Raw genomic sequence first — 13,316 nt, forward strand, 5'->3', positions numbered from 1 at the left:
GGGGCACAAAGCGGTACGTTCATCAACTCGAACAGGGAGTCGAGGAGTCCCTGAGTGGCCCGCAGCCTGAGGTTGAACATCCCCTTGAACATCAGGAAAGTACAGATGGTTTAGTCAGTGTAAAGCGGGCTCGGCTCCGTCGCCCATGATGGTCGTGGTGAAACCCGTTGCGCATGGCCTCGGCATCAACCCAGAAGGTGAGTGAATAACGGTTAATCAAAGACTTGTTGTATGTAGGCCAGTTGGTGATGGGGTGAAGCGACGTGCCCCTGATGCAGACTTTAAGGGGGGATGGTAGTGATCAGATCACAGCTTCCCCAGTGAGTTCCATTCACACAGCATTGATTTGGGAAATAACGCCAGTTTTTATTCATTATATATTCATATACTTGGTACGTGCTTTATTACAAAATTATATTCATGCTGTGTTCATTTTTGGTGTTAAACCGTATTTAAATGAAAACAACTAGATTGGTCTTTAATTAACCCTATTTGGTTTTATTTGGGTCCACCTGTTGTTGTAATTCTTCAGTATACGTAGATTTTTATTTTAATTGGTTTCATTTGGTTCTTTTTTTGAGTTTAAGCTCTTCTCGCAAAAATCCTACAAACTCATCAGGCTTTTCCTACATCAATACCGAAACATTATGGTTAATATATGTGTCATTAAGCGGCGGCAAGATGTTCACCGCAAAGACATTAAAGTTTTTTTCCCAATAAGAAAGATGTTTAATGTTCTTAATAAGTAGTTATTACTTAGGTTACATCCATATTCAATAGCCTTTATGGTTTTTTTGCGCCAGTCGTTATCATTTTTAATTTATTGGTAATACCGTAAATCCACTTGCCATTATTAGGGTTAAGTATTTACGAAGTTGCTAAACTCACTGAGAGTGTTGGTTAATATGTTTAAAAAAAGTCGTATTTATCAATTGGTATGGATATATCTTTTTATTGGACATAACACTGCAATCCCTGTTGTTTACGCAGCTAATGCGGTTTTGGATAAAAATAGTAATGCTACACAGAATTCCACAAGCACCTATATTATAAAAAAAGGTGATAGTTTAAATGCTATCGCTGAGGCATATGGTATTTCTGTTCATATGCTACTCGCTATGAATGAAAAAGATTTGGCTACTAATCATATAGTGATTGGCCAAAAAATTAATGTACCAATGCACAGCGCCCTGCCGGATATGGCCGGCAACCATACTTTAAAAATCACTGCTAATAATAAAGAGCAGCAAAAATCTGTTGCTGATTATGCTGCGCAGCACACCAGTCGTATTGCAGGTCAAATGGCACAGAGTCAGCGTGAAGAGCAAAACGAGACGCTGGCCGACCAAATTGCGCGCCAAACTTATAACAATGCAGATTCAGAGACGACTACTCAAGCTGGCTATAGTGCCAAGCAAGAAGCTGACTTTTGGAAGCGCCAAGCGATCGCCGGCTTTGAAGCCGAAGCAAATCAGTATGCTTCCGAGTTAGTTGGTAATGGCACAGCTAAAGCCAAAATTGCGCTCGATGATGACCTTAATGTGGCTGATTCATCAATCGATTTTTTGGTCCCGTTTGCTGACACACAAGCACGGATGCCATTTGTACAAGGCGGCATCAGAAAGTCTAATAATGATAATGTGACCGCAAATATTGGTGTGGGGCAGCGCCACTTTCTTGATGAGTGGATGTTGGGTTATAACGCATTTTACGATCAAGATTTTACCGCCAAAGCGTCTCGATTGGGCTTAGGTGCTGAAGCATGGCACGATTATTTAAAATTATCTTCAAATGCGTATATGCCAGTGAGCTCTTGGAAAGAGTCCAAGGATATTGAAGATTATAAATCACGTGCGGCTCGTGGTGTTGACCTTAATATTGAAGAGTATTGGCCTTCGCATCCTGAGTTGTCTGGTTCATTGAAGGTTGAGCAATATTTCGGTGACAATGTCGATATTCTGGGTAGTCATAAACTAGTTAAAGATCCACATGCCTTGACGGTCGGCTTAGGCTATCAGCCGATCCCCTTGGTGAAGTTTGATGCTAGCCACACCGAAGCATCGGGTGGGCAGCATAATAACCAAATCGGCGTTAATTTAGAGTGGCGTCTTGGTGAATCACTCAACAGTATGCTTGATAGCACTAAAGTGAATAAGTCACTACAAGGTATGCGTAATGATTTGGTCACACGTAATAACCAAATTGTGCTTGAGTACAGCAAAATTCAAACCCTATTTGCGTCTTTTGAACGTAGCCAAATTGCTGGTTTTGAACTGACACCGTTGGTATTACCGCTCACAGTACAAAGCAAATATGCAATTGCCGAAATCATTTGGCAGAGCCCGCTGTTTGACAAAATGAGTGTCCCAGCAGCTCAGCTACGTGGTGCAGACCTGAAAATATTAAATTTAGTTGCCCTGCCTGCATTTGAAGAGGGTGGTAACAATACATACGGTATTACCGCTATTGTCCGCGATATTAAAGGTAACGAAACAAGTGCTTATATCACCTTTGAGTTGCAAAAAACACGTGAAGAAGGACGAAACCCCAATGGGGATGATGACAATGATGGTCTGTCGAATGGGCGGGAAGCGCAGTTAGGTACTGACCCTGACAATCCTGATAGCGACAAAGATGGCATCACAGATGGTCAGGAGGTAACGAATGGTACTGACCCGCTTAATCCAAATGATCCAGTACAAGGTGCTGGTGAAGATAACGACAAGGATGGGGTGACCAATGGTCAAGAAGCCGTTGATAAAACTGACCCGAACAATCCCGACACCGATAGAGATGGTGTGACTGACGGCGAAGAGAAGAACAACGGTACTGACCCGCTTAATCCGAACGATCCAGTGCAAGGTGCTGGTGAAGATAACGACAAGGATGGGGTGACTAACGGTCAAGAGGTCGTTGATAAAACTGACCCGAACAATCCTGACACCGATGGTGATGGTGTAAGCGATGGTGACGAGAAGAAAAACGGCACTGACCCGCTTAACCCGAATGACCCAGTGCAAGGTGCTGGCGAAGATAACGACAAGGATGGAGTGACTAACGGTCAAGAGGTCGTTGATAAAACTGACCCGAACAATCCTGACACCGATGGTGATGGTGTAAGCGATGGTGACGAGAAGAAAAACGGCACTGACCCGCTTAACCCCAATGATCCGCTCAACGGTGGCATGAAGCTGATTGAAGGTAGTTTAGCGGTGACCCGTAACAATGCGGTCGCTAACGGGGTAGATAGCAATGAAGTTGTTGTGACCGTTGTCGATGCAGCGGGTAACCCAAGAGAGGGTGCAACAGTCAGTTGGAGTGTCTCTGCTGGCAATCTTGCGGCAGCGACTAGCGTCACGGACGCTAACGGTATTGCCCGCATGACAGTCAGCTACACTGAAATGGCGACTGTGACGGTGACCGCCACTTTACTTGGCGTGAGTCAGACGGTTGATGTGAACTTTGTACAGGGTTTGATTGCTGCTGATGGTATCAGAGTGACTGATCAAAATGGCAATGATGTACCGGCGAACCCGCCAGTGGGGACAACTTTTTACGCCCAAGTTCGCTTGGACGGAGAAGCCCAAGGGCTGACGAATCGTGGCGACTTGCAACTGAGTGATGGCACACGCCTTAGCTATCAGTGGCAGCGTAGTAACGATGGGGTGACGTGGACGGATGTTGGCACTAGCGACAGTTACACAACCCAAAGTGGGGATCAAGGTTTTACCTTCCGAGTACAAGTGGCGGGCAAGTAACGATACGGCGTGCAGTGTTGCCGCAATTTAAACCTAAATCGGTGAGCCCGTAGTTGGGCTCATCATAAAAAAGCAGTTAACAGGAATATTGTTATGAAAAAGCAGGTAAAAAATCGTTTAGTAATTCGTCGTACTTCTGTTGCCGCTGGCTTGCTGGCCGCATTGTTGAGCCACGGTGCCGCAGCATTGGTTTCTACCAACACCGCAGGCCCAGTTCACGGTCGTCAGATTGTGATCACCGCAGCTCCTGATATCGACGGGACAGGGGTAATTGGTGTGCCCGTAACCCTGCCAGCTGTGCCTGGCTATTCCGATGAGGATGGCGATGCGCTGACCGACTGGCTCTACACATGGCAGTTAGATGGTGTTGATGTCGGTACTGAGCAACTGGCTGGTAGCATCTCTGCGATCCCGTCCTACGTTCCTACGGCTGCTGATGCTGGTAAAAAGTTGACCCTGAAACTGCAGGCTGTAGCAGACGCGCGTAGCTTCCCAGTAGCCACTGGTACCTCAGAGGCTCGTGCCTCCGATGAAATTACGATTATCGCAGGTAACGTTAATATCGATCTTGGCGAAGGTATTGACAAAGACGTTAATATACCTGGTTCTATCGACATCGATGCCAATGGCAATGGTCATGGTCCAGAAAACACCGAGATCAAGGTGGACATGGGTAGCAGCATCGCTGAGAACAACAACCCTAACGGTGACTTGACTTGGTCTATTTCTGGTCCAGACGCAGGCCAGTTTGAGATCGATGAGAACACCGGTGTCGTGACCTTGAAGCCGCAAGATGCAGAAAATCCGAAGGATGCCGATGGTAACGGTACTTACGAGGTTCAAGTCACTGTAACTGACCCTGCAACAGGTGCTACTGATGAGATCACGATCGTTATCACTGTTGACAACACGGTTGAAGAGGCTGAAAGCGTCCGTGTGGTTGATGCAAACGGTGTGAGCATTACAGGTAACCCAGTAGTGGGTACCGAGCTGCACTCAGCGGTGACGCTGAAGGATGGCCTGAACAATACCCCAGGCGTAGAAGTCAGAGACCGTGCTGATGCAACCTACCAGTGGCAGCGTCGTGATACCCGTACCGCTGACAGCGAGTGGGTGAACGTAGACGGTGCAACCAACCCGACTTACACCCTGACTGGTGCAGACCAAGGCTTCGAGTTCCGTGTCGACGCTAACGGTAAGTAAGTTAGTTGTAACATAAGTAAAGGCAAGGAAGCCCGGTTTACCGGGCTTCCTTATATTTGGGTGAACAGGATGATGTCTTCATACCAGAATTCAGTGATGGCTTGTTTGGCCACTGAAGAGGAGTTTAACAATGAAATATGATCAACGGTGCCTCCCTTTATCACGGCGCCTTCCGTTGTCAGCCTCTATGATTGCCGCAGCGCTCTGTTTAGTGGGCTTAGGCAGCCAGCCAATACCCAGTGCCGGTAGTGAAGCGGTACATGGTCGGCCAATTCAAGCAACAGGGCCACTAGTCATCCGTGATGATAGTGCTAACGGCAATATTATTGCGACTCAACTGCCAGTGGTATCAGACCTTGACAGCGATAACCATATTGGTTGGTAATATCAGTGGCAAGTCGATGGCGCCGTGGTCGTGCCACCAACCCAAATTAATAATATCAATGCGATTCCGCCTTATGCGCCGAGGGCAAATGACGGTGGCAAAAATGCCGAACTGATTGTAAGAGCGATAGCTGAACCGCGCAGTTTTCCTACTAATACCGCACTATCCACGGAAGTGAGATCTACGGCATTTGCTATTCCCTATTTACCAACAAGTTTGCCAACCGCTAATTGGTTAAACCATGCTGGAAGCATTGGCTCACATACTATTAATGGTCAGCCTTTAACTGTTTCTCGTAGTGGAGAGGTGAATGTGCTCACCAGCGCACTCCCTATAGGCCTGTGTGGTGGGTATCCTAATTATTACACCGGTGCGGGTACACGGCTTGCTGAAACTAGTGCTGGTGGTCGATTGACACTTAACTTCAGCCGACCAATTAAAAATATTAAACTAGCGATCGTCCTGACGGATGTGAATGAGGTGTTTAGCTTTACCACTAATGCAACATCTGCCCCAGTGTTAACTGCATATGGTACCTACAACGTAGCAGGTACTCAGATTACTGCAGCCAGATGTCGCCCACCTACTGTATCGGGTAACACAGTCACTGCCTCCGGAACTACAGCTAATGATGGTTCTTATACATACTATTTAAATATCGGTGGCGATTATTTTACCCAACTTACTATTGCCAATAATGGTCAAGGCTTAGTGCCGGGTGGTGCAATACTGTTTTATAACTACAGTCAGGCATCGCTCGGGAATTGATAGTGAATGTGCATTTTCATAAAAATGCATAACAGTATAATTAATAACTTATTTTCTATCATGTTATCTTCGTTTGGCAATACAGTGGTATTGCCAAATTTTTATATGTTTTCTGTTTGGTTTTATTGCTCTGTACATATTCGTTGGTTCATTTAAATATTTAACTGAGTTTTAAATAGGTCGATGTAATTGTGATTCTAATATTTCCCTGTAATATATGCATAAATAATATTGTCGGTATATAATTTATTGTAAGCAGTATTTTATTTTGGGTAGAGCATTCTCTATTGATACCATATATCAGTATTTCATTGTTTACGTAGTTTCAGTGCCATCCACATCCAGCGTCGCTCACCCCCGTTGATGGCGGGTCTCGTCGGCGTGGATAAGTGAGGCCGACTGGACCTGATGCTTGATGGCTTGGTGAGTGGGCGTCAGCATGGCACTGACCCGTCCTTGTGCTTCGCTGATGGCCCCGCGACTAAAAACCAGGCCAAAGTGTTGCTTCAGTTGCTGTTGTATCTGGGTGATGCTCTGATGGAACTGACCACTTTGCAGCGCGATGTAACTGAGCAGGTTCGGGCTTATATGAGGGCTTCTGACCGAGTCAGGCAGTGCAGCATCCACCGTGTGAATGCACCGAGTACAGGTGGAGCGAAACAGCTGATGCTCGGTAACGAAGTAGCTCACCTCGGGTAGGTCAAACACTTGACTGAATTACCCACCCTTTGGCGGTGTAACCGCTTGTTTAACCCTTAGAAAGTGAACTCGATATTCACCGTCGGCGTCGATGTGCGCGTGCCACGGCCCCCATCTACGCCGAACTTGTTGTGCCAATACTCATAACCCATCCCCAACCACAGGTTAGGTTGGCGCTTGGTGCCGGGCACCATGGCGAACATTAGCGAGGCGCGGATCAGCGTTTCTGGGGCGGTGTCGTTATTGTTGTAGTCCTTGCCCTTCTCTGCGGTGTAATTCAGGAAACCCTGAAACTTCGCGCTATGGTCGCCTAACTGGAACGGGCGTAGCCACGCCAGATTGAGCATGTAGGTGGTGTCGAAGATATGGTCTGGGTACTTGACGTTGGGAAGGTCTGAGTGGTTCTTTTCACGGTAGTAGAACAGCGAGAGATCGAGCACGCCGGGGCCGTTGAACTTGACGGTGGGGCCAAATAGCAGCGCCCGCTTTTTCGCCGAGCCGAGGTTGTTGTTGCGACTGGCATCGAAGCCGAAGGTGAACGCATAGTCCTTTACTAGCCCAGAGCCCTGCTGCCAGTCGAAGATCCGTGAGGCGAACAGCTGGCTGCGAAATAGCCCGTAAACCTCGCGGCTGCCGTGAGTGGAACCTTTGCGAGGGTCATTGCTGTCCGATTGCAGCAGGTCGAGGTTAAAGAAGTTACTGCCGTAGCGATAACCATCGGCGTGACTGACGTTAAAGATACGTTTACTTATATCGCGAGGGTTGTTGGGGTTGGTAAAGCCATTGCCATAGCGAAAACCCAGCGTGTTGTTGGTCCACTCGAAGAGGCGATCCTCTTTGGCTTGGGCTACGCCGAGCGGCGCTAGCACCAGTGCGGTACTGAGGGCACACCGGCAGATGTTGCTCAGGCGGCGAGTTCTTGGTTGGGAGCTGGCGGCCTCAATGGCCGTCGTCACGGATAAAACCATGCTGCACCTCTTTGTTTATGTTCTGGCTTCGGGGCCAGCACCCATTAGGAGAAACTGCGGTCATTGGTTGGAAGGTCGGATTGTGAGTGTCACTTGATGACATTGCAAGCGCCATAGCTCAAATCAGGGACACCCACCTTTTGCCTATTTGTCAGCCCAGTGCGGGGTGTGAGGGAGGTGGATTTCCTGTTAGATAACTCGTTATCTAGAGATAGCAAATGAGGTCATTGCCGACAAAAGTTTACCAAACAGCACTGACACCATATTTGGCTGGGGGAAGTAGAGTCGCGCGCCAATGCCAGTCAGTACTGCAATTATTTTTAGCAGGGTAAGCAGATGGTTGAGGAGGGTCTCAAGGTCAAGAAGGCCATCTTGGCCCACTTTGCCAAAGTGACGCCGGTGGTGGGGAACGATCGGATGACTTGCATGCTAGTTTTTCTAAGATAAAGCATACGTTTGCCCATCATTTTTCTTCTAAACAGTGCTATCATAGCGCCCCAACCATATCAGCCAAATGTTAGCGCGCAGCGACGACTGTCGAACATGTTGCTCGGGCTGCCTGTCTTGCTTCTGAGTAAATTTTATTGCGACCAAGACCATGCCTTGGCTTAAGCAACGTACACGCTAAATTTGGGGGGGATGGTACACGTTTGTTGTGTCTGGTTGTTAACTGTCCGGCACTGATTTTGTTAAATAGTTTTGTAACGCTTTGAGATAGATAACATGCCTAAAAAATTTTATGTCTCTTGGGATAATCTACAGCGCGAAGCCCGCCGCTTAGCTCGTCGTCAACTGCCAACTAGCCAATGGAAAGGGATTATTGCGGTCAGTCGTGGTGGTTTAGTTCCTGCTGCGCTCATGGCCCGTGAGCTTGGTATTCGCAATGTAGAAACACTTTGCATTTCTAGCTACGACCATAACAATCAGCGTGACCTCATCGTCGTGAAAGCAGCAACGACTGCAGGTGATGGCGAAGGCTGGCTGGTGGTTGATGATCTCGTTGATACTGGCGGTACCGCTAAAGCAATAAGGGAGCTCTACCCGAACGCCAAATTTATCACCATATTTGCTAAGCCAATGGGTGAGCCACTGGTTGACGACTTCGAAGTTGCTATCCCTCAGGACACATGGATTGAGCAGCCTTGGGATATGGCATTGGAGTTTACAACGCCCATTTGTGACGAGCAGTAAGTACTTAAAAAAGCCAATAAAAAATGCCAGTTAGTTAAGCTTACTGGCATTTTTTATTGGCTTTTCACTTACTGAATTGACGAATGACGTAACCATTCTGAGCATATCTTCTCGGTCATTGGCTGTTTCTAGTAACGGCAGTGGCAAAATCGGCCGCTAGACCCGTTTGTAGTAGTCAACTAAATCTGGACACTTATTAAGATGGTAGAATGTCATACCGCTGAGAAATGTCTGAAATTTGGGTATCAGTATGAAAAAGCAGGAGATCCACAACGGATGATCCTGCTCTTTGGTGACGTGATGAATGAGGAGGGATTACACCCTAAATTGAGATAATAACCGCTGTTGCGACAAGCTGGCTTGATGGAGCGATGAGGCTAATTGCAGGCACTCTTGCGCTTCCTGTTCGCCTGTTTTCGCCTGTTTGCTGATGTCTGACACCATATTTGATGAGTTGCTGAGCGTATGAGATAGCTGGCCTGTGGCGTCAGCGACTTGCTGAACCATATCTGCAAGCTTGTCAATGGCACCCTCGACCTTGAATAGAATCTGTTTGGTGTTTTCGGAGTCTTGCATGCCCGATTCGACGGTTTTCAGATTCCGCTGCATCATTAAATAGGCTTTCTCTGTCTGCTGTTGAATGCTGTTAATCACTTCACTTATCTCTGCGCTGGAGGCAGCGGTTCGGTTTGCCAGCGTGCGAACTTCATCTGCTACAACCGCAAAGCCTCGGCCCATCTCTCCTGCTCTGGCCGCTTCGATCGCCGCATTAAGCGCTAGTAAGTTTGTTTGTTCTGAGATGCCGCTGATTGTCGAGATGATTTTACCGATTTGTCCCGCTTGTTCTTTTAGTGAGTTGATGGCTTGTGCGCATTCGCTCACCTCTGCTACGACACGTGACATGCCAGCACTAGCGGAGGAGACATATTGGCTACTTTCGTTGGTGAGCTGACGTACTTCGTTAGCATTGTGTGCCGCCATACTGCAGTTATCAGAGATAGTGGTGGCAACATGCACCATCTGCTCACTGTCATGGTGCAGGTCATGGGCATGTTGAGCTGTCTGACGGCTGCTGTGACTTATTGCCTGTACTCGGTTAACCGAACTCTGAACGTGATCACTGATATGCCGATTATTGTCCATGGTGGCACTGATCATTTTTTGTAGTTTTTCAATGAAGTGATCCACGCTGTTGGCAAGTGAGCCAATTTCATCATTACGCTGTAAATTAATACGAGCATTGAGATCGCCGTCTCCTGCGGCGATGTCTTGCATCCGTTTATCAACTTTCAGTAGTGGCGTAATCAATTTTCGGGTTAACCACAGAGCACAGCAACCGGCAAGTGCAAGGCTGAAGAGTAGCCCTCCTACCAGCCGAGTATTAGTTTGACTGATGATGGTGTTAAGTTGTGCAACCTTATCTTCTACAGTGGCATCTCCCAGCGCTTCTATTTCTACCAATTGCTGCTGTAACTGATGGGCGCTGCTTTCATATAATGCTTGCTGATGCTGGTAACGACTGAGCGCTTCGACCCAGTTCGTTATCAATTGCTGGTGTTGTGATAATAGGGTCCGATATTGGCTTGCCAGTGATCCTTTCGCAAACTCCCCACTGCCCGCCCCCTCGAACATGCCGGTTTCTAGCATGCTTTCGACCGCCGCGTTATAAAAGTCAGTTGCCTCTTTTAGTTCGGTGCGAATCGCCTCATTAGCCCCTTGCCTGCGCATTTTTTCTAGTGCGTAAAGTTGACGTAGAAAACCAATATTGGCTTCCATTCCACCATCGGCGGCTTCCCAGCGAGTAGCAAGGCCACTATTCCAGCTAATAATTTGATCCGGGAAACGAGCCAGCGTTTCAATTGCGTTGTCGCCAATGACTTCTAGTTGGGTAGAAAGACGGGCCATCTGATCAGAGTTATGGCGCAGCTTGTTATCAAGCTCGGTATATTTGAGATAAAGCGTTTGTAGTTTCGATTGATGCTGCTGATAGTCTGCTTTTTGCTGGTTCATGGCCGTGATCGTCGAGGCATCAATGAGTTCTCCAGCGCTCACGCGCAATAACGCTGCATCGGTGGCCTCTCTGGCCTCAGTCAATTTATCGTTACTTGGATGGAGCCCATTAAGCATTTTTTGGATATATATCTCTTGTTGGCCAAGTTCAATTGACCCTTCCATTGCACCATCTGCAGTTTGCCAAGCGGCACCGAGAACATAGGACAGTAAATCAGCAAGCTTTTGGCTGCCATACCAACCCACTCCACCCATCCCTAAAGTGCAGCTTAATAAGATGGTAAGCCCCAGATTAGCAGTCGTGACGATTTTCATGTGCAGGCCTTCCTTGGTATCAATAATGAATTTCGAATGGCGTCAAATGAACTAATTGTAGTGAGGGATTTTGATATTGATGTTTATGTTATTTTAATGCGCAAATATAAAAGTGAAGGCCAATAAGCTAGGCGCTACATCGTAGGGATGGCTGTCGTCATATGCTGGATGTTTATCCAGTTATTCTTTATTCTATACGCCAACATGCCGTATCGTCAGTGGTGAGGAGAGTACCGTGATTGGTCGCTTAAGAGGTGTAGTAATAGAAAAGCAGCCACCTGAGGTGTTATTGGAGGTCGCAGGGATTGGCTATGAGGTTCAGATGCCGATGAGCTGTTTCTATGACTTACCTGATATCGGCCAAGAGGCCACTATTCATACCCATTTTGTTGTTCGTGAAGATGCGCAGTTACTTTATGGTTTTACCCATAAGCAAGAGCGGGCGTTGTTTCGTGAACTGATCAAAACCAATGGGGTGGGACCTAAACTCGCATTGGCTATTTTATCGGGAATGACGGCCACCCAGTTTGTTATCAGTGTCGAACGCGAGGAGATTAGCACTTTGGTGAAGTTGCCAGGTGTAGGCAAAAAAACCGCAGAGCGGCTTGTCGTTGAAATGAAAGACAGATTGAAAGGGTGGGTAAGCCATGATCTATTTTCTCCTGCCAGTATTTCGCTCCCTGTCACCTCTCCTGCATTGCGCACGCCAGATGCGGTTGAAGAGGCTGCCAGCGCTCTGGTAGCACTAGGTTATAAGCCACAGCAGGCCAGCCAAATCGTGAGTAAAATCGCCACAGAGGGGATGTCAGTCGAAGAAATTATTCGTGAAGCCCTGCGTAGCTTGGTGTGAGGTAGCTAATGATTGAAGCAGATCGTCTTATTAGTGCGACGGGTGTGCGTGAAGATGAGATTATTGATCGGGCTATCCGGCCCAAAAAATTAGCCGATTACACCGGCCAAGATCCCGTCTGTGAGCAGATGGAGATCTTCATCGAGGCTGCTCGCCAACGGGGCGAAGCGCTCGACCACTTACTGATTTTTGGTCCTCCCGGTTTGGGGAAAACCACGCTAGCTAACATCGTAGCCAATGAGATGGGCGTTAACATTAAAACTACATCAGGCCCGGTGCTGGAAAAAGCGGGCGATTTGGCTGCATTACTAACTAACCTAGAACCGAATGATGTGTTGTTTATCGATGAAATTCATCGCCTTAGCCCTGTCGTAGAGGAAGTGCTCTACCCTGCAATGGAAGATTATCAGCTCGATATCATGATCGGCGAGGGGCCTGCGGCTCGCTCCATTAAGCTCGATCTTCCTCCTTTTACTCTGATTGGGGCGACGACCCGAGCCGGTTCTCTCACTAGTCCGCTGCGCGATCGGTTTGGCATTGTGCAACGCTTGGAGTTTTATAACGTTAAAGATTTGACTGACATTGTGTCACGTAGTGCTCGCTGTTTAGGGCTTGAGATGACGGAAGATGGAGCCCTAGAACTTGCTCGCCGTTCCCGTGGGACCCCTCGAATAGCTAATCGATTATTAAGGCGGGTGAGGGATTTCGCACAGGTTAAATCAGACGGTCGGATAGATGGCAACATTGCGGCGCGAGCCATGGATATGTTGGATGTTGACAGCGAAGGCTTTGACTTCATGGATCGCAAGTTACTGCTGGCAGTGATCGATAAGTTTATGGGGGGGCCAGTAGGGCTCGAAAACTTAGCAGCGGCAATCGGTGAAGAGAAAGACACTATCGAAGATGTACTGGAACCTTACTTGATCCAACAAGGCTATTTGCAACGTACACCAAGAGGACGGATTGCAACGGCCCGCGCCTACACCCACTTTGGCTTACAGCGTCAAGATGAGTGAAATGGTGTGTTCTGGTCATATAGCCGCCGTTACGGGCTAATGCCAGTCAGTTAAGCCTGACTGGCATTGTTTTTATTGGCTTTTTGCACCGCATACTTTTGTGGTCTTGCCTTCACACTGCGGGGATAACTTCGCTCCCTTCGCTCCGGCAAT

9 protein-coding genes and 2 pseudogenes are annotated in these 13,316 nt (G+C 47.6%); 7 read left to right on the plus strand and 4 right to left on the minus strand.

Annotated elements, in window-relative coordinates:
* Positions 1-274: pseudogene (locus tag CUC53_RS14920) on the minus strand (transposase); the annotation flags it as partial.
* A 631-nt stretch (positions 275-905) separates the two neighbouring features.
* Between CUC53_RS14920 and CUC53_RS14925 the strand changes: the two are divergent.
* From CUC53_RS14925 to CUC53_RS18910, 4 genes are all read left to right on the plus strand, one after another.
* A complete protein-coding gene (locus CUC53_RS14925) occupies positions 906-3,758 on the plus strand; it encodes an inverse autotransporter beta domain-containing protein (RefSeq protein WP_100294882.1) in 2,853 nt (950 codons plus the stop codon).
* Between the two features lie 93 nt (positions 3,759-3,851).
* Positions 3,852-4,961: a cadherin domain-containing protein gene (locus tag CUC53_RS14930; protein ID WP_100294883.1), complete on the plus strand. Its 1,110-nt coding sequence runs from the start codon at positions 3,852-3,854 to the stop codon at positions 4,959-4,961.
* 175 nt (positions 4,962-5,136) lie between these two features.
* On the plus strand, positions 5,137-5,346 hold the full coding sequence (locus CUC53_RS18905; RefSeq protein ID WP_157798291.1) for a hypothetical protein: 210 nt from the start codon (positions 5,137-5,139) through the stop codon (positions 5,344-5,346).
* Between the two features lie 30 nt (positions 5,347-5,376).
* Positions 5,377-6,114: a hypothetical protein gene (locus tag CUC53_RS18910; protein WP_157798292.1), complete on the plus strand. Its 738-nt coding sequence runs from the start codon at positions 5,377-5,379 to the stop codon at positions 6,112-6,114.
* Between the two features lie 326 nt (positions 6,115-6,440).
* On the opposite strand, the pseudogene CUC53_RS14935 reads toward CUC53_RS18910, so the two are convergent.
* A pseudogene (locus CUC53_RS14935) lies at positions 6,441-6,825 on the minus strand (IS66 family transposase); the annotation flags it as partial.
* A gap of 44 nt (positions 6,826-6,869) precedes the next feature.
* A complete protein-coding gene (locus CUC53_RS14940) occupies positions 6,870-7,781 on the minus strand; it encodes a nucleoside-binding protein (protein ID WP_100294884.1) in 912 nt (303 codons plus the stop codon).
* 723 nt (positions 7,782-8,504) lie between these two features.
* Between CUC53_RS14940 and gpt the strand changes: the two genes are divergently transcribed.
* Positions 8,505-8,972, plus strand: a complete 468-nt coding sequence (gene gpt / locus CUC53_RS14945) for a xanthine phosphoribosyltransferase (RefSeq protein ID WP_100294885.1) — start codon at positions 8,505-8,507, stop codon at positions 8,970-8,972.
* Between the two features lie 315 nt (positions 8,973-9,287).
* On the opposite strand, the gene CUC53_RS14950 is transcribed toward gpt, so the two are convergent.
* On the minus strand, positions 9,288-11,297 hold the full coding sequence (locus CUC53_RS14950) for a methyl-accepting chemotaxis protein (RefSeq protein WP_100294886.1): 2,010 nt from the start codon (positions 11,295-11,297) through the stop codon (positions 9,288-9,290).
* A gap of 235 nt (positions 11,298-11,532) precedes the next feature.
* Here CUC53_RS14950 and ruvA point away from each other — a divergent pair, with 235 nt between their 5' ends.
* Together ruvA and ruvB are read left to right on the plus strand one after the other, a co-directional pair.
* Entirely contained in the window at positions 11,533-12,147 is a 615-nt protein-coding gene (gene ruvA, locus CUC53_RS14955) for a Holliday junction branch migration protein RuvA (RefSeq protein WP_100294887.1), read from the plus strand.
* An 8-nt stretch (positions 12,148-12,155) separates the two neighbouring features.
* A complete protein-coding gene (gene ruvB, locus CUC53_RS14960; RefSeq protein ID WP_100294888.1) occupies positions 12,156-13,163 on the plus strand; it encodes a Holliday junction branch migration DNA helicase RuvB in 1,008 nt (335 codons plus the stop codon).
* Positions 13,164-13,316: the final 153 nt, after the last annotated feature.

The sequence above is a fragment of the Aeromonas cavernicola genome, from assembly GCF_002795305.1.
Classification (GTDB): Bacteria; Pseudomonadota; Gammaproteobacteria; order Enterobacterales; family Aeromonadaceae; genus Aeromonas; species Aeromonas cavernicola.

What these genes read in the sequence shown, in the direction of transcription:
- CUC53_RS14950 (WP_100294886.1), bottom strand. Translation starts at nt 11,297, where the DNA reads ATGAAAATCGTCACGACTGCTAATCTGGGGCTTACCATCTTATTAAGC.
- CUC53_RS14930 (WP_100294883.1), top strand. Translation starts at nt 3,852, where the DNA reads ATGAAAAAGCAGGTAAAAAATCGTTTAGTAATTCGTCGTACTTCTGTT.
- gpt (WP_100294885.1), top strand. Translation starts at nt 8,505, where the DNA reads ATGCCTAAAAAATTTTATGTCTCTTGGGATAATCTACAGCGCGAAGCC.
- CUC53_RS14940 (WP_100294884.1), bottom strand. Translation starts at nt 7,781, where the DNA reads ATGGTTTTATCCGTGACGACGGCCATTGAGGCCGCCAGCTCCCAACCA.
- ruvB (WP_100294888.1), top strand. Translation starts at nt 12,156, where the DNA reads ATGATTGAAGCAGATCGTCTTATTAGTGCGACGGGTGTGCGTGAAGAT.
- CUC53_RS14925 (WP_100294882.1), top strand. Translation starts at nt 906, where the DNA reads ATGTTTAAAAAAAGTCGTATTTATCAATTGGTATGGATATATCTTTTT.